The sequence below is a fragment of the Brevundimonas sp. AVps31 genome (assembly GCF_058681355.1).
The window spans coordinates 1,847,780-1,866,008 of the sequence record NZ_CM178736.1; the positions used below are offsets into that span (position 1 = coordinate 1,847,780).

General features: G+C 68.7%; 24 protein-coding genes. 6 read left to right on the forward strand and 18 right to left on the reverse strand.

Features of this window, described 5'->3' with window-relative positions:
* Positions 1 to 10: 10 nt before the first annotated feature.
* Together ACW174_RS08875 and ACW174_RS08880 are read left to right on the forward strand one after the other, a co-directional pair.
* Positions 11 to 1,678, forward strand: coding sequence for a putative bifunctional diguanylate cyclase/phosphodiesterase (locus ACW174_RS08875; RefSeq protein ID WP_492014066.1), 1,668 nt, complete (start codon positions 11 to 13; stop codon positions 1,676 to 1,678).
* A complete protein-coding gene (locus tag ACW174_RS08880) occupies positions 1,675 to 2,052 on the forward strand; it encodes a hypothetical protein (RefSeq protein ID WP_492014067.1) in 378 nt (125 codons plus the stop codon). Before ACW174_RS08875 ends, ACW174_RS08880 begins: the two co-directional genes overlap by 4 nt.
* On the opposite strand, the gene ACW174_RS08885 is transcribed toward ACW174_RS08880, so the two are convergent.
* Positions 2,029 to 2,598: a YqgE/AlgH family protein gene (locus ACW174_RS08885; RefSeq protein ID WP_492014068.1), complete on the reverse strand. Its 570-nt coding sequence runs from the start codon at positions 2,596 to 2,598 to the stop codon at positions 2,029 to 2,031. The genes ACW174_RS08880 and ACW174_RS08885 overlap by 24 nt on opposite strands.
* Positions 2,599 to 2,736: 138 nt before the next feature.
* On the opposite strand from ACW174_RS08885, the gene ACW174_RS08890 reads away from it, so the two are divergent.
* Positions 2,737 to 3,222: a peroxiredoxin gene (locus ACW174_RS08890; RefSeq protein ID WP_492014069.1), complete on the forward strand. Its 486-nt coding sequence runs from the start codon at positions 2,737 to 2,739 to the stop codon at positions 3,220 to 3,222.
* 40 nt (positions 3,223 to 3,262) lie between these two features.
* Entirely contained in the window at positions 3,263 to 3,712 is a 450-nt protein-coding gene (locus ACW174_RS08895; protein WP_492014070.1) for a very short patch repair endonuclease, read from the forward strand.
* On the opposite strand, the gene ACW174_RS08900 is transcribed toward ACW174_RS08895, so the two are convergent.
* From ACW174_RS08900 to ACW174_RS08920, 5 genes are all read right to left on the reverse strand, one after another.
* Positions 3,667 to 5,625: an ATP-binding protein gene (locus tag ACW174_RS08900; protein WP_492014071.1), complete on the reverse strand. Its 1,959-nt coding sequence runs from the start codon at positions 5,623 to 5,625 to the stop codon at positions 3,667 to 3,669. The two genes, ACW174_RS08895 and ACW174_RS08900, sit on opposite strands and share 46 nt — an antisense overlap.
* A gap of 67 nt (positions 5,626 to 5,692) precedes the next feature.
* Entirely contained in the window at positions 5,693 to 6,730 is a 1,038-nt protein-coding gene (locus ACW174_RS08905; RefSeq protein ID WP_492014072.1) for a quinone-dependent dihydroorotate dehydrogenase, read from the reverse strand.
* On the reverse strand, positions 6,721 to 7,077 hold the full coding sequence (locus ACW174_RS08910; RefSeq protein WP_492014073.1) for a DUF952 domain-containing protein: 357 nt from the start codon (positions 7,075 to 7,077) through the stop codon (positions 6,721 to 6,723). The genes ACW174_RS08905 and ACW174_RS08910 overlap by 10 nt, the downstream gene beginning before the upstream one ends.
* A complete protein-coding gene (locus ACW174_RS08915; protein ID WP_492014074.1) occupies positions 7,074 to 7,574 on the reverse strand; it encodes a SixA phosphatase family protein in 501 nt (166 codons plus the stop codon). The genes ACW174_RS08910 and ACW174_RS08915 overlap by 4 nt, the downstream gene beginning before the upstream one ends.
* A 37-nt stretch (positions 7,575 to 7,611) precedes the next feature.
* Positions 7,612 to 8,367 carry a class I SAM-dependent methyltransferase gene (locus ACW174_RS08920; protein WP_492014075.1) on the reverse strand — a complete coding sequence of 252 codons (756 nt, stop codon included), beginning with the start codon at positions 8,365 to 8,367 and terminating at the stop codon, positions 7,612 to 7,614.
* A 45-nt stretch (positions 8,368 to 8,412) separates the two neighbouring features.
* On the opposite strand from ACW174_RS08920, the gene gloB reads away from it, so the two are divergent.
* Complete coding sequence (gene gloB, locus ACW174_RS08925) at positions 8,413 to 9,141, forward strand: hydroxyacylglutathione hydrolase (RefSeq protein WP_492014076.1); 729 nt, start codon at positions 8,413 to 8,415, stop codon at positions 9,139 to 9,141.
* On the opposite strand, the gene ACW174_RS08930 is transcribed toward gloB, so the two are convergent.
* From ACW174_RS08930 to ACW174_RS08960, 7 genes are all read right to left on the reverse strand, one after another.
* Positions 9,131 to 9,892, reverse strand: a complete 762-nt coding sequence (locus tag ACW174_RS08930) for a DUF4908 domain-containing protein (protein WP_492014077.1) — start codon at positions 9,890 to 9,892, stop codon at positions 9,131 to 9,133. The genes gloB and ACW174_RS08930 overlap by 11 nt on opposite strands.
* A 100-nt stretch (positions 9,893 to 9,992) precedes the next feature.
* A complete protein-coding gene (gene phbB, locus ACW174_RS08935; protein WP_492014078.1) occupies positions 9,993 to 10,718 on the reverse strand; it encodes an acetoacetyl-CoA reductase in 726 nt (241 codons plus the stop codon).
* Positions 10,719 to 10,836: 118 nt separating this feature from the next.
* Positions 10,837 to 11,586: a DUF72 domain-containing protein gene (locus tag ACW174_RS08940; protein ID WP_492014079.1), complete on the reverse strand. Its 750-nt coding sequence runs from the start codon at positions 11,584 to 11,586 to the stop codon at positions 10,837 to 10,839.
* Positions 11,583 to 11,888, reverse strand: coding sequence for a type II toxin-antitoxin system RelE/ParE family toxin (locus tag ACW174_RS08945; protein WP_492014080.1), 306 nt, complete (start codon positions 11,886 to 11,888; stop codon positions 11,583 to 11,585). The genes ACW174_RS08940 and ACW174_RS08945 overlap by 4 nt, the downstream gene beginning before the upstream one ends.
* Positions 11,889 to 12,149: a type II toxin-antitoxin system ParD family antitoxin gene (locus tag ACW174_RS08950; protein WP_492014081.1), complete on the reverse strand. Its 261-nt coding sequence runs from the start codon at positions 12,147 to 12,149 to the stop codon at positions 11,889 to 11,891.
* A 36-nt stretch (positions 12,150 to 12,185) separates the two neighbouring features.
* A complete protein-coding gene (locus ACW174_RS08955; RefSeq protein WP_492014082.1) occupies positions 12,186 to 12,824 on the reverse strand; it encodes a hypothetical protein in 639 nt (212 codons plus the stop codon).
* Positions 12,825 to 12,889: 65 nt separating this feature from the next.
* Positions 12,890 to 14,440, reverse strand: coding sequence for a PAS domain-containing hybrid sensor histidine kinase/response regulator (locus ACW174_RS08960; protein ID WP_492014083.1), 1,551 nt, complete (start codon positions 14,438 to 14,440; stop codon positions 12,890 to 12,892).
* A 120-nt stretch (positions 14,441 to 14,560) separates the two neighbouring features.
* On the opposite strand from ACW174_RS08960, the gene ACW174_RS08965 reads away from it, so the two are divergent.
* A complete protein-coding gene (locus ACW174_RS08965; protein ID WP_492014084.1) occupies positions 14,561 to 14,947 on the forward strand; it encodes a hypothetical protein in 387 nt (128 codons plus the stop codon).
* Here ACW174_RS08965 and ACW174_RS08970 read toward each other — a convergent pair whose 3' ends face one another.
* From ACW174_RS08970 to ACW174_RS08990, 5 genes are all read right to left on the reverse strand, one after another.
* The gene (locus ACW174_RS08970) at positions 14,948 to 15,454 is read right to left on the reverse strand and encodes a CYTH domain-containing protein (protein WP_492014085.1); all 507 of its coding nucleotides are present in this window, start codon (positions 15,452 to 15,454) and stop codon (positions 14,948 to 14,950) included.
* A gap of 3 nt (positions 15,455 to 15,457) precedes the next feature.
* A complete protein-coding gene (locus ACW174_RS08975; RefSeq protein WP_492014086.1) occupies positions 15,458 to 16,819 on the reverse strand; it encodes a glutamate--cysteine ligase in 1,362 nt (453 codons plus the stop codon).
* Between the two features lie 95 nt (positions 16,820 to 16,914).
* Complete coding sequence (locus ACW174_RS08980; RefSeq protein ID WP_492014087.1) at positions 16,915 to 17,634, reverse strand: 16S rRNA (uracil(1498)-N(3))-methyltransferase; 720 nt, start codon at positions 17,632 to 17,634, stop codon at positions 16,915 to 16,917.
* Complete coding sequence (locus ACW174_RS08985; RefSeq protein WP_492014088.1) at positions 17,631 to 17,891, reverse strand: Txe/YoeB family addiction module toxin; 261 nt, start codon at positions 17,889 to 17,891, stop codon at positions 17,631 to 17,633. Before ACW174_RS08985 ends, ACW174_RS08980 begins: the two co-directional genes overlap by 4 nt.
* Positions 17,888 to 18,145, reverse strand: coding sequence for a type II toxin-antitoxin system Phd/YefM family antitoxin (locus tag ACW174_RS08990; protein WP_492014089.1), 258 nt, complete (start codon positions 18,143 to 18,145; stop codon positions 17,888 to 17,890). The genes ACW174_RS08985 and ACW174_RS08990 overlap by 4 nt, the downstream gene beginning before the upstream one ends.
* Positions 18,146 to 18,229: the final 84 nt, after the last annotated feature.

An 18,229-nucleotide genomic window follows, 5' to 3' on the forward strand; every position in this document is an offset into this window, starting at 1 on the left:
ACCGCGGCGCGTGAATACTCGCTCCAGAAGTCTGGCCTGGGATGCGACCACCGCCATTGAGGCGTTGGCGGCGGCGGACACCGCCCTGTGGATCTGGACGCCCGCCGACGATCAGATGCGCTTCACCGGCGCCACGCGGGCGCTGGGTCTGGGTCCGCTGGCCCCGGAATGCTCGGGCGCGGCCTTCACCGCCGTGGCCATTCCGCAGGACCGGTCGCTGGCTGAAAAGATTCTGAAGCCGCAGGAGGAGGGGACCGAGGTCGCCGTTCGCCTGCGCATGCGCGATTCCGAGACCTGCATCTGGCGCGGCGTCTGGCTGGAGGACGGGCTGCGCGCCGCCGGGGTGGTGGCGCTGGAGACCAAGTTCGCCGCCTCGCACCGCGACCACCTGACCGGCCTGCTGGACCGCCGCACCTTCCTGTCGCGGGCGGGCGAGGCCCTGACGCAGATGGGCGAGTTCGAACTGGTGGTGGCCGATGTGGACCGCCTGCGCCGGCTGAACGAGGCGCTGGGGCATGAGCGGGCCGATCTGGTGCTGGCCGCGCTGGGCTCGCGCCTGAACGCCGCCTTCCCGCACGATTCCAACGCCGCCCGCATCGGCGAGGACGAGTTCGCCATCCTGGTGCCGCGCGGCGCCTCGGCGGCCTCCGAACGCCTGCGTGAGGCGCTGGAGCAGCCGCTGCGCGTGGCGGGCTTCGACATCTATCCGACCGTCTCCATCGGCGGCGTGACCGTCGAGGGCGGCCCCGACGCCGCCGATCCCGCCGAACTGCTGCGCCGGGTCGAACTGGCGGTGGAACAGGCCAAGACCGCGGGACGCGGCGGCATCGCCGCCTATGGCCGGGCGCTGGAGAGCGACAGCCTGTCCCGGCTGGCCCTCGAAGCCGACCTGCGCAACGCCTTCGTGCGCGGCGAGATCGAGCCCTTCTACCAGCCCATCGTGAACCTCAATACCGGCGCGGTGGCGGGGTTCGAGGCCCTGGCCCGCTGGCGTCACCCCAAACGCGGTCTGGTGCCGCCGGACGAGTTCCTGGGCCTGGCCGACGAGATGGGCCTGATGAACGACCTGGGCCTGTTGATGATGACCGAGTCCGCGCGGCAACTGGCGGAATGGCTGGGGCGGCACCCGTCGGCGGGCAAGCTGTTCTGCAGCGTCAACCTGTCGGTCGGCGAGATCGAGCGGCCCAATCTGGTCGAGGACGTGGCCCGCATCATCAGCGACGCCGGCCTGCCCAAGGGCGCGCTGAAGCTGGAGGTCACCGAAGGCGATATCATGCGCGACACCACCCGCGCCGCCGAGACGCTGAAGAAGCTTCGCGACGTCGGCGCTTCCTTGGCGCTGGACGATTTCGGCACCGGCTTCTCGTCGCTCAGCTATCTGGCCAAGCTGCCGTTCGATACGCTGAAGATCGACCGCTATTTCGTCCTGACCATGGACAAGGACGAGGGCTCGGCCAAGATCGTCAAATCGGTCGTCAACCTGGGCCGCGACCTGTCGCTGGAAGTCGTCGCCGAAGGCGTCGAGAACGCGGGCCTGGCCAAACTGCTACTGGACGCCCAGTGCCACTACGGTCAGGGCTTCGGCTACGCCCAGGCTCTGCCCGCGCAGGAGGCCGAGGTCTATCTGAACGAGTCGCTGGCCGACGGCACGGCGCCGATCAAGGCAAGGTCGGCTTGAAAAAGCCGGAGAAGCCGATCCAGTTGATCGTGACGATCATATTGGCCCTCGGCATCGCCGGAGGATCGATTCTCTACAGCCCCTACGCAGAGCGCAAACTCGCGAAAGCCGCCGTGGCGAACGTCGCGGGCGGGGCGACGATGACGAAGATGGTGGAGGCCCCATGGGGGAGCAGACGCTCCACTCTCTGGTGCGCGATCATTGACCGCGATGAAGGCCTGGTGGCGGTCATCACGCGCCACTCACGGATTCCATTCATGGAAGAGGTGGTCGAGGTCGCGCCCTACTGGGTCGGTCTACAGAGCCCTCATGAGTATCAGATGCTCGAAGCCTGTCGGGACTTCCTCAACTCAGGCCCTTCCCGCCTGCCCTGACAGCTGCCCCGGATCGACGCCCAGCGTCGCCACCGCCCGCGCCCATTTGGCGTCGTAGTCGGTGTCGAAGATCAGGCCCGGGTCGGCGTCGGCGGTGAGCCAGACGTTCTCGCCCAGCTCATCTTCCAGCTGACCGTCGCCCCAGCCCGCATAGCCGAGCAGCAGGATCGACTGTTTCGGCCCCTTGAGCGGGTCGACCATGGCCGCCAGAGCCTCGCGCGTGCCGGTCATGGCCAGCCCCGCGCCGAAGGGCATGGAGGCGTCCTCCATCATCCAGTCGTCGGTGTGCAGGACAAAGCCGCGCTCGCGCTCCACCGGTCCGCCGACCAGCACCTTGCGCAGGGACGCGTCGCCGGGGGCGGGCGTCGCCAGCTTCTCCAGCACGTCCTTCAGGTCCACGCCGGGCGCGGGCCGGTCCAGCCGCAGGCCCATGGCGTGGTCCGGGCCGTGGGCGCAGACCAGGATCACCGCATGCTCGAAGCGCGGGTCGCTGATGCCGGGCATGGCCACCAGCAGGCGGCCGACGAGGGATTGGAAGTCGTCCATGACCTTATCATCGGTACGCGGGACGGGCCGCGCAAGGACGCCGGACGACGCAGGCGCGTGATCGGCGGTTGGCGGCGCCCCCGGCAACGCCTATCTGGTGCGGGAGTTTGATCCTCACCTTCCTCTTGGAGCCTGCCCATGACCGTCCAGATCGGCGACCGCATTCCCTCGGCCAACCTGACCCGCGCCACCGATGACGGCCCCAAGCCGGTCACCACGGACGACATCTTCGCCGGCAAGACGGTGGCCCTGTTCGCCGTTCCCGGCGCCTTCACCCCGACCTGCTCGGCCCGCCACCTGCCGGGGTTCAAGGACAACCGTGAAGCCCTGGCCGGCAAGGGCGTCGACACCATCGCCTGTGTCTCGGTCAACGACGCCTTCGTCATGGGCGCCTGGGCCGACAGCCAGGGCATCGGCAAGGACGACATCCTGATGCTGGCCGACGGCAACGGCGACTTCACCCGCCAGATCGGCCTGGCGCTGGACGCCAAGGGCTTCGGCATGGGCGAGCGTTCGCAACGCTATTCGATGCTGGTCAAGGACGGCGTGGTCGAGCAGCTCAACATCGAACAGGGCGGCGAGTTCAAGGTCTCGTCGGCCGAGCATCTGCTGGCGCAGCTCTAGGCGCTACCGCTCGTGACGCGGTCATGAGCACGGTCCTCCCGTGACCGACGTCTTCACCCCCGAGCAACGCAGCGCCGTCATGCGGCGCGTGAAGGGGAAGGACACCACGCCTGAACTGGCCGTGCGCCGCATCCTGCGCACGGCCGGGATCGGCTATCGCCTCGGCGGCGCCGGTCTGCCGGGACGGCCGGATCTGGTGATGCGGGGGCGGCGCACGGTCGTCTTCGTTCACGGCTGTTTCTGGCATGGGCACAGCTGCTCGCGCGGCGCGCGACAGCCCAAGGCCAACGCCGACTACTGGATCGCCAAGATCGATCGCAATCGCACACGCGACGCCGCCAACGCGGAGGCTCTCTCGGTTGCCGGATGGCGTGTCGTCACCGTCTGGGAGTGCGCGATGAAGTCCGCCGACTTTCCCGATCGCCTGCTGGCGGCCGTGCGGGGTCAGGCGGCGGCGGTCTCGATCTCTTCAGACCCTGCGACGCCCTGATCCGGGGCCATGGTCATCACATGGGTGATGGCCCCCAGCAGCATCGGCGGCGTGATCGGCTTGGGCACGAAATAGGTCATGCCCGCGGCCGTGCAGGCGGCGATGTCTTCCGGGGCGGTGTCGGCGGTCACGGCGATGATCGGCACGTTCGCATTCGGGCCGTGGCCCGCCCGGATACGCTTCGTCGTCTCGCGCCCGTCCAGCTCGGGCATCCGCACGTCCATGAAGATCAGGTCGAAGGCGGTCTGCTCGCAGATTTTCAGCGCCGCCATGCCGTCGGCGGCGGTGGCGATGTCGCAGCCGAGCGGCTGCAGGATCAGCTGGATGGCGCGACGGTTGATGTCGTGGTCGTCGACCACCAGCACCCGCATGGGACGCCCCTCGTCCTCGTCATATTCGCCCTCGTCCGCGAGGATCGCCTCTCCCGCTTCGATAGGCTCGGGCGCGGGAACGGGCGCCGGCGCCGGGCGGGCGTCCAGCGGGCGCGGCGCAACCGCCGAGGGGTGACGGTCGGCCAGCACGCGAGCGACGGCGTCGCGGCTTTCCTGATCCAGTCCGGGGGTGACGGCTTCCGTCATCTCGCCCGGCGCCAGTCGCAGGGCCAGGGTGAAGCGGGCGCCTTCGCCCGGACGGCTGCGCGCGGTCAGGCGGCCGCCCATCAGCTCGGCCAGTTGCTGGCTGATGGACAGGCCCAGTCCGGTGCCGCCGTGGCGGGCGCTGACGCCGTCCAGGATCTGGTCGAAGGGGGTGAACAGGCGCGCCACCTGGGCGGCCGTCATCCCGGGGCCGGTGTCGGCGACCTCGATCAGGATCGCATGGCCGCCGGGCTCTTCCGCCCAGCCGTTCAGGCGCAGGGTGATCGCGCCGGTCGCGGTGAATTTCACCGCGTTGGAGATCAGGTTGTTCAGGACCTGACGCAGACGCATCGGGTCGCCACGCACCGAGGCCGGCATGGTCGCCGCGCCCTCGACGCGGAATTTGAGGCCCTTGGCCCGCACCGGACCGCGCCACAGACGGACCGTCTGGTTCAACAGTTCACGCAGGTCGAAATCGACGGCGTCCACCGTCATATGACCGGCTTCCAGCTTGGCGTGATCCAGCAGATCGTCCAGCAGGGCCTTCATCATGAAGCCCGCGTCGTTGATCAGTCGGGCATGGGCGCGGGCGGAGCTGTCGGTCGCGCCGCGCTCCAGCTCGGCGGCTCCGGTCAGGATGGCGGTGATGGGCGTGCGCAGGTCGTGGCCGACGGCGGCCAGGAAGGCGCTGCGACCCTCCATGATGCGGATGGCGTCCTGACGCTCCCGCTCGGCCTCGATCCGGGCGGCGCTTTCGGCGGTGCGGGCCTCGTTCATGCGCTGCCAGGTCGAGAGGCAGTAGGTGATGAAGACGCCCACGGCGATGGCGGCGGCGGTGACGAAGCCGGTCGAGGCCCCGAATGTGGCCATGAAGAAGGGGATGGACGTCAGATAAAGGAACTGCGGCATCACCGTCAGGATCAGCACCCGGCGCGAACGCGGTGCGTTGATCATCGAATAGATGGCCCCCGCGGACAGCAGCAGGGCCGCGCAGACGCCGCCCATCGCACCGCCGACCAGCCAGAGCGGGACGGACAGGCTGCCGAAATAGCTGGCGTTGGCGACCAGCAGGACATGGCCCGCGAAGGCGCGGAAGCCGGTCAGCTTCTGCGCGCGGCCGCCGATGATCGGGCCGAATACCCACAGATCGAGCGCCTGGATCAGGAAATAGCCCAGCATCCAGCCCGCGCTGATGTCCCAGCCGATCAGGGGGCTGAAGACGAGGGCGCTCGCCGCGGCCATGCCGAGGCGTTGCAACAGCGCCTTGCGGCGCTGGCGGATGGCGGTGACCCACGGATCGGTCACCGGCTCGGTGCTGGCGGCGCTGACGTTCGCCATGCGTCTCCTCAGGGAATGGGCCTGTTTGCCCTTCCCGCCAGAATGACGCGTCTGCCCTAACGCTCCGTCAACGGGCGGTTCCGACGGCCTCGGACACTGTGGAGAACCCGTCCGCGCGCAGCCGTTCGGCCAGCTCCCGCTTGATGCGGGCGACCAGTCCGGGGCCTTCGTAGATCAGGGCGGAATAGATCTGGATCGCCGAGGCGCCGGCGCGAATCCGGGCCCAGGCCTCGGCGCCGCTGTCGATGCCGCCCACGGCGATCAGGGGCAGGCGTCCGGCCGAGGCGTCAGCGGCGGCGCGCAGGGCGTCCAGCGCCCGCGCCCGCAACGGTGCGCCCGACAGGCCGCCGGCCTCGTCCCTGTGCGGCGAGCGCAGGCTGTCCGGACGATCGAGCGTGGTGTTGGACACGATCAGGGCGTCCAGCCCGTGGTCGAGACTGGCCTCGACGATCATGCCGATCTCCTGACCGGTCAGGTCCGGCGCGATCTTCAGGAAGACCGGGGTCGGGTCGTCACCCCGCGCGGCGGCCAGACGGCCCAGCAGGTCATCCAGCGCCGCCCGCCCCTGCAGGGCGCGCAGGCCCGGGGTGTTGGGCGACGAGACGTTGACGGTGACATAGTCCGCCAGCCCCTTCAGCCGCATCAGACCCTTCACATAGTCCGCGGCCTTGTCCTCGGTGTCCTTGTTGGCCCCGAGGTTGGCGCCGACCACCGCCGTCTTCGGGCGGTGCGCCAGACGGTCGGCGAAGGCCTCCAGCCCGGCGTTGTTGAAGCCCATCCGGTTGATGATCGCCCGGTCCTCATACAGCCGGAACAGGCGGGGTCTGGGATTGCCCGGCTGGGCCAGCGGCGTCACCGAGCCGCACTCCAGAAAGCCGAACCCCAGTCGCGCCAGCCCGTGCAGGGCCTCCCCGTTCTTGTCCAGCCCCGCCGCCAGACCGACCGGATTGGGCAGGTCCAGCCCGACCAGCCGGGTGTGCAGTATGGGATCGTCCGCCGGCGGGGCGGGCAGGGGCGCTACCTGCAGGGCCTTGATCGCCAGCTGGTGCGCCGTCTCGGGGTCGAGGGTGCGCAGCAGGGCCGCGCCGATGTCGGTCAGCCCCATCCGATCGCTCCATCGTCGAACCGCACGACGCCGTCCGCATCCACCGACAGGCCGCGCTCTTCCCGCGCGGCGGACAGGGGCAGGGGGGCGAACAGATGCGGGAACAGGTCGCCGCCGCGCGACGCCTCCCATTTCAGCGCCTCGCCGAGCGCCGTCAGGTCCACGGTCACCAGCACCAGATCGGTGCGTCCGCGATAGTGGCGGCGCGCCGTCTCGGCCAGCTGGGCCGCGCTGGACATGTGGATGTAGCCGTCCGCCAGATCGACGGCGGAGCCGGCATAGGCGCCGGCGGCGCGGGCGGCCTCCCACTCGGCGCGATCGACCAGTTTGAAGGCGACGTCGCTCATTCGGAGATGTCGCGCGGCTGCAGGAAGCCCTCGAAGGTCGGGCGACCGGCGACATCGACGGTGAAGAGGGCCGCCGCCCCCGGCGGGAAGCCGCCGCTCATCCGGTCCAGCACGGACGGAGAGGCGGCGCTTTCGGTCAGATATTCGACGGCCAGCAGATGGATGCCCGGATTGTGCGCCACCACCAGCAGACAGCCCGCCTCGTCCTCCACGCCCTCGACGGCGCGGCGCAGGGTGTCGGCGGAGCCGTTGTAGAGGGGCTCGCCGCCGCGCACCTGGACATCGCCCATGGCGTCGTGGACCAGATCCCAGGTCTGCTGCGTGCGGTTGGCGGGGGACACCAGCGCCAGGTCCGGGCGCACGCCCTTCGCCGCCAGGGCGCGGCCCATCAGGGCGGCGTCGCTGCGCCCGCGCGCCGACAGATCGCGGTCGCGATCACGGCCGGAGCCGCTCGCCCGTTCCGCTTCGGCGTGACGCATCAGGATCAATCGCTGCATGGCCCGCCTTTACGGGTGTTCGAGCCATTTCGCCAGATCACCCGACGCCGTCGCGGCGGGCGCGTGAGGCGGCCCGTGACGCGGGCTGAGGCTGCAGGGCCGGGGTCCGGACGGGGGCCGTGGCGACCGCCCCGCCGGGGCGCGCACGGGCATAGGCCTGACGCGTGGCTTCCAGCAGGATGACGCCCGCCGCGCCCGGCATGATCGACTTGCCCAGCGTTTCCAGTCCGTCCGCCAGCGGCAGCAGCGGCCCCCAGGGCGGCACATACAGGGTCTGCGACCTGGCGGTCGGCTCCAGCCCGGCCTCACGCACCAGCCGCTCCAGCTGGCGACGGGTGAAGGGGCGGCCGTGGCCGAACGGGGTGTTCTCCGACCGCGCCCACAGCCCGCCGCGGGCCGCCGCGATCAGGATGATCCGGCCCGTCGGCGCCAGCGCCCGCACGGCCTCCAGCATCAGGGCCTGGGCGTCGTCAGCCTCCTCGAGCGCGTGCACCATCAGGATGCGATCAAACGATCCGGCGGCGAAGGGCAGGCGGCGGTCGTCGACCAGCACGGTGCGGTTCTTGCCCGCCTGCGGCCACAGCTCCACGCCCTGTCCGCCCGGCATGGCCGCCACCACCCGGCGCGCGCCGACGAAGGCGTCCAGCCAGGGCGTGGCATAGCCTATGCCCAGCACGTCGCAGTTGGCGGCCTCGCCCCAGGCGTCCTGCAGTCGTCGGGCCAGCAGGCGTCGCGCCAGCCGGCCGGCCGGTTCGCCGTAGAACAGTCGAAGGTCTTCGATGCTGCGCCGCATGATCCCAGCATAGACCCACGGACGGGCCGCTGCCAGAATGGCGTCATGACGCTGCAAGTCCGCCTCTTCCCCTGCCTCAACGACAACTATGGCTTCCTGGTCCGCGACGACGCGACCGGGACCGTGGCCACGGTCGACACGCCCGACGCCGACGCCGTTCTGGCGGAGCTGGAGCGGGCCGGGTGGGGGCGGCTGGACCTGATCCTGAACACCCACTGGCACCCGGATCATACCCAGGGCAATGCGGCGCTGAAGGCGGCGACGGGCTGCGAGATCATCGGGCCGGAAGAGGTGCGCAAGGCGGCGCCGCTGGACCGCGTGGTGCGCGGCGGCGATACGGTCAGGCTGGGCGAGACGGTGCTGGAGGTGTCGGACGCACCCGGCCACACCCTCGGCCATATCGTCTATCACGCCCCGTCGGACGGCCTCGCCTTCGTAGGCGACGTGCTGTTCAACCTCGGCTGTGGCCGCCTGTTCGAGGGCACGCCCGAACAGATGTGGGCCAGTCTTCAGACCCTGGCCGCCTGGCCCGACGAGACGGTGATCTGGTGCGCCCACGAATACACCGCGGCCAACGCCCGTTTCGCCCTCAGCCTCGATGACCGCCCGGAGATGCAGGCGCGGGCGGCGGACATCTTCGCAATGCGGGAGCGGGGCGAGCCTACGGTCCCGACGACCATCGGGGCGGAAAAGGCCTTCAACCCCTTCCTGCGCGCCACGGACGCGGCGGACTTCGCGGCCCGGCGCGCGGCCAAGGACGGCTTTACCGGCTAGGCGGGTTCTGCGGCAGGAAGGCGCGGATCACCCGTGCCGATGATGGACGGCCCGCCACACCCTGAAGCGGCGCGACCACGATCCGCAACTCCCCGCGCGTATAGCTGACGGTGGCGACGCTGCCTTGAAGGATGACGATCCGGCGCAACTGGTTGAGCGACGAGCGGCCGCCGGGCGAACGGGCGACCCGCAGCACGGCGTCGGTGGAGACGATCAGGGCCTCAACCGTCAACCCCTCGGCCTCTCCGTCGGTGTCGATGTTGATTTCGATCAGGCGGCCGACGCTCTGGCTGACCATGGCGCTGCGGCGGGTCATCAATTGGAACAGCTGGGCCGGGCCGAGCGAGGGCTGGGCCAGGTTCTCGCCCACGCCTGTGAAGGAGGCAGGAGAGCCGCTGGGCGCGCGGGCCGTGAAGACCGTCATCCCCCCACCGGCCGTCATGCGCAGGATCTGCTGACCGGCGTCGTTGCGATAGATGATGTCGCCGCGCGGGGCCGGGCTGGGGCGCAGCACCCAGGTCTCGTCCCGACGGTCGAAACGCAGCAGCGGACGCTGGCCCGAGCGATCCAGGGTGAAGGCCTCGCCGGATTCGGACACATATCGGCCGACCGGGGGCAGGGTGCGGCTGCTGCCGCCGCCCCGGTTGCGGAGCGACTGGCTCTGTTCGGCCTGGGCGTTGCCGCGCTCCTGCGCCTGGACCTCGGTGACGGTCAGCGAAAGCAGGGCGGCGGCCGCGACGGCGCTGGCCATCGCAGTCTGAAGCGGCGTTCGCGCCGTCCTGACCTTCACCGTCAACTTCATGCCGATACAGGTGGAACTGCCACGCGGCGGATTTTGGGCAGGGACCGGATCACCCGACCAGATACTGACCGCCGTTCAGCGACAGGGTGCAGCCTGTGACATATCCGGCACGCTCTCCGGACAGCCAGGAGACCATGTCGGCGATTTCCTCGCCTTTTCCGAGCCTTCCGACCGGGATCTGGGCGACGATTCCCGCCAGCACCTTCTCGTCCATGGCGCCGACCATTTCGGTGTCGATATATCCGGGGGCGATGCAGTTGACCGTCACGCCCTTGCGCGCGTTCTCCAGCGCCAGCGCCTTGGTGAAGCCGATCATGCCGGCCTTGGCGGCGGAATAGTTGGTCTGGCCGATCTGGCCCTTCTGGCCGTTGATCGACGAGATGTTGACGATGCGGCCGAAGCCCCGGTCGCGCATGCCGTTGATCACCTGGCGCGTCATGTTGAAGACGCTGTCCATATTGACCCGGATCACGTCGGACCACTGGTCGGCGCTCATCTTGTGGAAGAAGCCGTCGCGGGTGATGCCGGCGTTGTTGATCAGCACGTCGATGGGGCCCAGTTCGGCCTCCACGTCGGCGACGGCGCGGGCGCAGTCCTCGTAGGAGCCGACATTGCCCTTCACCACCATGACGCCCAGTTCGCGCGCGGTGGCTTCGGCGGCCTCGACATTGCCGGAATAGCCGGCGGCCACCAGAAGGCCATCCTCCTTCAGCCGCTGCACGATGGCCTTGCCGATACCGCGGGTTCCACCCGTCACCAGTGCGACGCGAGCCATATGAGCTTCCCTTTGTTTCCTGGAGCGGCGACCTCTGTCGGGTCGCCTGCCGTCGATATGCTTTAGCCCGCCCGGCGTGGCTCGGGAAGGCGCGGTTACGCAGCTTTACCGGTTCGCCTCAGCCCAGTTTGGCGATCAGGGCCTGCGCCGCCGCCGGATTGCGCACCTTGGCCCCGGCGATGAAGTAGGCGAACACGTCGCCCCGCTTGGCCCACGCCTTCGTCTGTTTGGCGATCGCATCCAGTTCGGCGGCGGTCATGCCGGTCGGTTCGTCGGGCTTGCTCGACATCAGGCGGGCATAGGTGAAGTCCGCGGTCGGCCGGTCGATCTTCGGCCAGGTCGGTTCTTCGTCGTCCTCGGCATAGACGATGGCGCAGCCGTATGTCTCGGCCAGGTCGTAGAACTGCTGCGTGTCGAAGGTCGGGCTGCGGACCTCCAGCGCGTGACGCAGCCGGACCCCGTCCTTCTCCTTGGGCAACAGCTTGAGGAAGCCCTCGAAATCGACCGGATCGAACTTCTTGGTGGCCATGAACTGCCAGTTGATCGGCCCCAGCTTGTCGCCCAGCGCCGTCAGCCCCTGATCCAGGAAGCGCTCGAAGCTCTCGCCGCCCTCGGACAGGACTTTCCGGTTGGTGCAGAACCGGCTGGCCTTCACCGCGAATACGAAATCGTCCGGCGTCTCGTCGCGCCACTTCATCCAGGTGTCGATCTTGAAGCCGGAATAATAGGTGCCGTTGATCTCGATCGAGGTCAGCTTCTCGCTGGCGTAGGCCAGCTCCTTCTTCTGGCTCAGCTTCTCCGGATAGAAGACGCCGCGCCAGGGCTCGAACGTCCAGCCGCCGATGCCGACGCGAATGGGGTGGGTCAACGGTGTTCTCCAATCGGGTCTTTAGCCCAGTCCTCGGCCGCATGTCTGACCCGCAGGATATGAACCTCTTCGTCGTTCGCAGTGTAGACGATCATGTGCGAGCGGTACGGCGCAATCCGGACGCTCTGTCGAAAGCCTGACTGTTCCGCCGCGCTGCGAGGGAAGTCGGCCAGACGTCGGATGGTCTCGCGAAGCCCGGTTGCGTAGTCATCGGCTTGCCGGACGCCGAACATCTCCATCCCCTTGCGGTAATGCGCGCGGATATCCGCCGTCGCCGCTTCGGAGATAGCCAGACGAGGCACTCAGGTCGCGTGGGTTTTCAGGTGGGTCAAAGCCTCCGCACGCGCGTCGGCGAAAATGTCGTTGAGGGATTTCTCGCTGATCCCCGACGCATAGGCCTCGTCGATCAGCCGCTGCATATGCGCGATCTTCTCGGCCTTGATCTGCTCGCGGCGGATCAGGTCGCGGATGACGTCGGACGAGTTGGCGTAGCGCCCGTCCTTCGTCTGGTCCTCGACCCACTGCTTCATCTGGTCGGGCAGGGAGATGTTCATGGTGGCCATCCGGTGAGGGTCTTCCTGATGGCAATCCTTGTCAAATTATGACGCCGGGCTGGCGGCTTCCGGCTGTGTCGGCGCCGCGCCTGCGGCCGCCCCCGCCATCAGGTGCGGTTGCGCGACGCTGAAAACCGCGAGGATCAGATAGACGGCGATGTGCACGCCCATCGTCGTGGCGAATATCCAGGCGCGCTTCGTCAGGGCGGCCGGAATGACCAGCGCCAGATAGAACAGGAAGTTGAAGGCGTAGCCGGTGGCCATGATCGCGAAGCCCGGCTTGCCGGCCAGGATGAACAGGCACAGCGCCACCATCAGGACATTGGCCAAGGTCAGCAGCAGCAGGACCGCCCGCTTGTTGGCGACGAAATGCTGGTCGAGGCTGGTCGCGTCGTCTTCCGGCTCGGGGAAGATCAGGTTGGCCGCGATGAAATAGACGATCGCCACCGCCAGCCCGGCGATCAGCATCCCGTAGCTGTAGGGGGCCTGACCCAGATTGGTCCAGGCGGCGTCCCAGAAGGTGGCGATGTCGAAGGCGGCGAACACGGCCAGCAGCGGGGTCTTCCAGCCGACGCGCACGGTCTTGCGATGCTTGAACGCCCGCGCCGCGCCGGTGGCGATGACCGCGACCGACAGGCCCAGGACCAGGCCGTAGAAGCTGAAGAAGAACTCGAACGCGCTCATGCCCGCCCCCCGACGATGACCCGAAGCGCCACCATAGGCGGCGCCGCGCCGCGCGTCACCGACCCTTATGCGTCCAGCGCGGCCTGCATGCCGGCCAGCAGGCTGGAGGCGGTGATCGGCTTGGCGATGTGGCCGTCGGCGCCGGCGAGCGCGCCCTCGGCCCGGTGTTCCGCCATGGCGTTGGCGCTCAACATGACGATGGGGATGCGCGGGCGTTGCGGCGTGGCGGCCTCGGCGGCGCGGATGGCGCGGGTGGCGGTCAGGCCGTCCATCACCGGCATCTGCATGTCCATCAGCACCAGATCGAAGTCGTCCGCCTGGAAGGCCGCCACGGCGGCGGCCCCGTCCTCGACGATCAGGACCTCCACGCCCTGTCCCTGAAGGATCAGCTGGACGACGCGCTGGTTGGTCGGATGGTCCTCGGCCAGCAGGACGCGCAGGGCGCGGGCCATCATCGGCATGGGCGCGGCGCCGGCATCGAGGCTTGTCCCGCTGCGTTGCAGCGGCACGGTGAAGTGGAAGCAGCTGCCCTGACCGGGCGTGGAGCGCGCGCGGATTTCGCCGCCCATCATCTCCACCAGCGAGCGGCAGATCGACAGGCCCAGACCGGTGCCCCCGAAGCGACGGGTGATCGTGCCATCCGCCTGGTTGAAGCGCTCGAACAGGCGGGCGGCGTGACCGGCGTCAAAGCCGATCCCCGTATCCGTGATGGTGATCGCCAGACCGCCCGCGGCCTCGACCGCGATATCGACCGTGATGCCGCCGTGCGGCGTGAATTTGATGGCGTTGGACAGCAGGTTGCCCAGCACCTGACGGATGCGGGTGCTGTCGCCGATGAAGGCGCCGTGCGCCTCGGGGGCGCGGTTCAGCGTGAAGCTCAGACCCTTGTCCTCGGCGCGGGCCTGCATCACGCAGACCGGCTCCAGCGCCTCGTCCAGATCGAAGGCGCGCGATTCCAGATCCAGTTGGCCCGCCTCGATCTTGGAGACGTCCAGAATGTCGGACACCAGCCGCTCCAGCGTCACGCCGGAGCCGCGGATCAGATCGACCATCTCCGCCTGTTCCGGCGTCAGGCCGGTCCGCGACAGGGCGTCGACGATGCCGATCACGCCGTTCAGGGGCGTGCGGATCTCGTGGCTCATATTGGCCAGGAAGTCGGACTTGGCCTCGCTGGCCGCCTCGGCCGCGGCCTTGGCCTCGATCAGCGCCTGTTCGGCCGCGACCCGGTCGGTCACGTCGCGGGCGACGCCGTAGACGCGGTCGCCGACTCGCTGCGCCCGCCACTCGACCGTGACGTAGTGGCCGTCGCGGTGACGGTAGCGGTTGATCTGACCCCGCACCGGATCCCCGGCGCGGCGGTTCTCGACCTCGACCGCGCTGGCCCTGGTGTCGGCCAGGTCGTCCGGGTGCACCAGATCCAGCAGCCGCGTCCCGACCATCTCCTGCAACGACCAGCCCAAGGTCCGCTGCCAGGACGGATTGACCCGGATCACGACGCCCTCGATGTCCCGGATAACCAGAAGATCGAGCGAGGCGTCGAAGAAGATCGACAGCTCGCCCTGTCCCTCATCATTGGCCGGTGACGGATAGTCGAACGTCGGGTCGGCGCAACTCATCGGGACTCCCGTCTCAGGACCGGTATGGCTCGGAGCCTATGGCTGTTACCGTTAAAGACGCCTTGCCGACATAGAGCTTTGCCGGGCGGAACGTCGCAGCGGGCCGGACATTCGGACAGGATGATCGCTCTTCTGCTCGACCTCTCGAACATCCTCGGCGGCTTCCTGCTGGCCATCGGCCTGCTCGCGCGACTGCCTTCGGTGGGGGACAAGCTCGCCGATTTCGCGCGCAGGCTCGGGCCGTTCGGCTGGATGGTCGGCGTCGCCGCCCTGATCACGGGCGGCTGGTATCTGATCGTCCACCTGATCAGCGGCCCGCGCGTCATGCATTTCGAGGTCGTCGGCATCATCACCGGCGTCCTGCTGCTGTGGGACCGCCTGAACCTGCGCCGCCGCACCGGTCGCGACCTGCCCGCCAGCGGTTCGGCCGGCGCGGGTCTGGTGCTGGCCATCTACGGCGTCATCGCCATCCTGGTCGGCCTGCAGGGGCTGGTGACGCCGAACTGATCAGAAGGTCAGGGCGGCCACATAGGCCGGATCGCCCAGCCGGCTGTTCACAAACTCGGTCTGTCGGTCGCGCGGCACGCTGTAGCCGATCAGTCCGGCCAGTTCCGGCAGAACCTCGGCCGGCGCGTCCATCCCCTCCGGCATCTCGCATTCGGCCATGGCGAAGTAGAACCGGCCTTGGGGGTCAAGGAACAGGTCAATGTCCCACGCCAGTCCGTGCGCATCGGTCATGGCCCGGCGCCGCTTGTGGATGCGGCGGGTGGTCAGCGGCCACAGGTCGTCGAAGTCGCGCGGCTCCAGCCCCGTCTCGATCTCGACCAGCCGCCCGGCGGCGTCGATCTTGTAGGTGAAGGTCTCGGTGGTGCGCCCGGCCCGCGTCCGTCGCCGGATGCGCGCGTCGCCCGGCAGATAGCCCTGCCGGACGTCATCCCAGTCCTCTGGCGGCCAGAGCGCCAGCACGGCCTCCGGATCGGACAGGACGTATTTGCGCTCGTTCTCGGTCGGCACGACCTAGTAGGCGAAGTCGCGGTACAGCCGGGTCAGGTCGCCCTGCCAGTCGCCGTTGTAGAGCTCCAGCAGGCGCTCCGCCGGGGTGACGCCGCTGTCGGCGATGTCTTCCAGCTCGGACAGATAGCCCCGCTCATCGACCATGCCGCCGCTGAAGCGGGCGCGGTTCTTGAGGCCCTGTTTGGCGATGGCGACCATGTCGACGGCGATGTCGCGCACCGTGCGGCCGCCGACCTCGGCCTTCAGGCCCAGACGGGTCACGTCCCGGCGCAGGCGCTCGTGGTCTGCGATATCCCAGCCCTTGACCAGATCCCAGGCGGCGGCCTGCGACGGGGCGTCGTACAGCACGCCGGCCCAGAGGGCCTGCAGCGCGCAGATGCGGCTCCACGGGCCGCCGTCGGCGCCGCGCATTTCCAGATAGGCCTTCAGCCGCACCTCGGGGAAGAGGGTGGTCAGATGGTCGTTCCAGTCCTTGATCGTCGCCAGCTCGCCGGGCAGATCGTCCAGCTTGCCGTCCATGAATTTGCGGAACGAGCGGCCGGACAGGTCGATGTACTGACCGTTGCGCTTGGCGAAATACATCGGCACGTCCAGCGCATAGTCGGCGTAGCGCTCGAAGCCGAAGCCGTCCTGATAGACGAAGTCCAGCATGCCGGTGCGGTCCGGATCCGTGTCGGTCCAGACGTTGGCGCGGGCGGTCAGGAAGCCGTTGGGCTTGCCCTCGGTGAAGGGGCTGTTGGCGAACAGGGCCGTCGCGATCGGCTGCAGCGCCAGCGACACGCGGAACTTCTCCACCATGTCGGCTTCGCTCTCGAAGTCGAGGTTCGACTGGATGGTGCAGGTGCGCAGCATCATGTCGAGGCCCAGCCCGCCCTTCTTCGGCATATAGGCCCGCATGATGCCGTAACGGCCCTTGGGCATGACCGGCACGTCCTCGCGCGCCCACATCGGGTCGAAGCCGGTCCCCAGGAAGCCGAGGTTCAGCTGGTCGGCGACCTGTTTGACCTCCAGCAGATGCTGGCCGGTTTCGTTGCAGATCTCGTGAACATCCTTCAGCGGCGCGCCGCTCAGCTCGAACTGGCCGCCGGGCTCCAGGCTGATGGAGGCCGTCATGCCCTCGCCGTTCCTGCGCTCCAGGGCGATGACGTTGTCGCCCTCATAGACCTTGTCCCAGCCGAAGCGGGTCAGGCCGTCCAGCATCGCCTTGATGCCGCTGGGGCCTTCATAGGTCGGGCGGCGCAGGGTGGAGCGGTCGAAACCGAACTTCTCGTGCTCGGCGCCGATCCGCCATTCGGAGCGCGGCTTGGCGCCCTTCGACATGGCCCCGATCAGGTCTTCCCGGGAAAGCGGTGCGGCGTCGGCCATGGTGTTCTTTCAGCCCATCTGTCGCGGCTAGATGGGCGGTATTCATCGCTTGCTCAAGGGGCGACGTCCGACTTCCGCGAGTGGCGTCGATTTCCCTAGCGGTCCCAGTCGCCGATCGCCGCCTGCCAGAGGGTCAGGGCGGTGGTGGCGGCGGTGTCGGCCCGCAGGATGCGCGGCCCCAGCGACACGGCGGTGGCGTAAGGCAGGGCGCGCAGTCGCTCGCCTTCGTCCGGTGTGAACCCGCCCTCCGGCCCGATCAGGATGGCCCAAGGTCCGGCTCCGACCGCCTGCAGCGCCGGAACGGCCGGCGCCCCGCCGGTCTCGTCGCAGAACATCAGCCGGCGTGACCCGTCCCAACCGTCCAGCAGGGCGTCCAGCTTCGCCGGCGCATCCACCAGCGGCACGTCCAGCCGCCCGGTCTGTTCGGCGCTCTCCTCGGCGATGGCGTCCAGACGGTCGAGGCGCAGGTGCTGCGGCTGGGTCCGGGCGGTGGTCACCAGCCGGATACGGGCGGCGCCCAGTTCGGTCGCCTTCTCCACCGCGAACTCCAGCGCCGCCTTCTTCACCGTGGCGATCAGCAGGTGGACATCGGGCGGATCGATCTGGTCGCGGACCTTCTCCTCCGCCTTCAGAACGACGCCCTTCTTCAGCACCTCGGCGATGCTGACGCGCCATTCGCCGTCCGCGCCGTTGAACACCAGGAGGTCATCGCCCGCCTTCAGCCGCATCACCTGCGTCAGGTAGCGTGACTGGTCGAGCGTCGGCGCCAGGGCCGCGCCGGGGGACAGGGGCTGGGGGATGTGGAGGCGGGTCATCGGACGTAATGGTACCGGCACTGGGCGATGAGCAAGGTGTCTTCGGTGGCGCGGTAGATCAGCCGATGCTCCTGATCGATGCGCCGGGACCACCACCCCCGGAATTCGCCCTTCAACGGTTCCGGCTTGCCGGTCCCCTCAAAAGGGGTGCGCAGGCACTCCTTGATCAGGCTGTTGAGTTTCCGGAGCATCTTCCGGTCAGTCTCCTGCCAGTGAAGGTAGTCCTCCCAGCCAAGTGTCTGGAAGGTGAGCTTCATTCCTCGATCAGCTCGCGGACCTGTCCGCCGCCGGCATCGAGTTCAGCGATGGCCTCACGCAGTCGCGCGGCGTTGACCGGGCTGCGCAGCAGATACTCCGTCTCCTGCCAGGAGGCGAAGTCCTCAAGCGACATGAGCACAGCGGCGGGCTTTCCGCCCTCGCGTGTGATGATCGTATAGTCGTGATCCTGCGTCACGCGATCCACGGCGGCCGCGAGGTTTTTGCGCAGTTCGGTGATGGAGATCGCGTTCATGACCCGCAATGTACGCGATCGAGTACGTTCTCGCAACGTGACGGTGAGTGTCAAGGCAGGATCATCGCCCTCGCCGGTGCGTTC

Coding starts and splice junctions, on each gene's coding strand:
- ACW174_RS08885 (WP_492014068.1), bottom strand. CDS start 2,598: ATGGACGACTTCCAATCCCTCGTCGGCCGCCTGCTGGTGGCCATGCCC.
- ACW174_RS08890 (WP_492014069.1), top strand. CDS start 2,737: ATGACCGTCCAGATCGGCGACCGCATTCCCTCGGCCAACCTGACCCGC.
- ACW174_RS08985 (WP_492014088.1), bottom strand. CDS start 17,891: ATGAAGCTCACCTTCCAGACACTTGGCTGGGAGGACTACCTTCACTGG.
- gloB (WP_492014076.1), top strand. CDS start 8,413: ATGACGCTGCAAGTCCGCCTCTTCCCCTGCCTCAACGACAACTATGGC.
- ACW174_RS08905 (WP_492014072.1), bottom strand. CDS start 6,730: ATGGGGCTGACCGACATCGGCGCGGCCCTGCTGCGCACCCTCGACCCC.
- ACW174_RS08980 (WP_492014087.1), bottom strand. CDS start 17,634: ATGACCCGCCTCCACATCCCCCAGCCCCTGTCCCCCGGCGCGGCCCTG.
- ACW174_RS08960 (WP_492014083.1), bottom strand. CDS start 14,440: ATGAGTTGCGCCGACCCGACGTTCGACTATCCGTCACCGGCCAATGAT.
- ACW174_RS08950 (WP_492014081.1), bottom strand. CDS start 12,149: ATGGCCACCATGAACATCTCCCTGCCCGACCAGATGAAGCAGTGGGTC.
- ACW174_RS08900 (WP_492014071.1), bottom strand. CDS start 5,625: ATGGCGAACGTCAGCGCCGCCAGCACCGAGCCGGTGACCGATCCGTGG.
- ACW174_RS08965 (WP_492014084.1), top strand. CDS start 14,561: ATGATCGCTCTTCTGCTCGACCTCTCGAACATCCTCGGCGGCTTCCTG.
- ACW174_RS08955 (WP_492014082.1), bottom strand. CDS start 12,824: ATGAGCGCGTTCGAGTTCTTCTTCAGCTTCTACGGCCTGGTCCTGGGC.
- ACW174_RS08975 (WP_492014086.1), bottom strand. CDS start 16,819: ATGGCCGACGCCGCACCGCTTTCCCGGGAAGACCTGATCGGGGCCATG.
- ACW174_RS08930 (WP_492014077.1), bottom strand. CDS start 9,892: ATGGCCAGCGCCGTCGCGGCCGCCGCCCTGCTTTCGCTGACCGTCACC.
- ACW174_RS08920 (WP_492014075.1), bottom strand. CDS start 8,367: ATGCGGCGCAGCATCGAAGACCTTCGACTGTTCTACGGCGAACCGGCC.
- phbB (WP_492014078.1), bottom strand. CDS start 10,718: ATGGCTCGCGTCGCACTGGTGACGGGTGGAACCCGCGGTATCGGCAAG.
- ACW174_RS08990 (WP_492014089.1), bottom strand. CDS start 18,145: ATGAACGCGATCTCCATCACCGAACTGCGCAAAAACCTCGCGGCCGCC.
- ACW174_RS08915 (WP_492014074.1), bottom strand. CDS start 7,574: ATGCAGCGATTGATCCTGATGCGTCACGCCGAAGCGGAACGGGCGAGC.
- ACW174_RS08910 (WP_492014073.1), bottom strand. CDS start 7,077: ATGAGCGACGTCGCCTTCAAACTGGTCGATCGCGCCGAGTGGGAGGCC.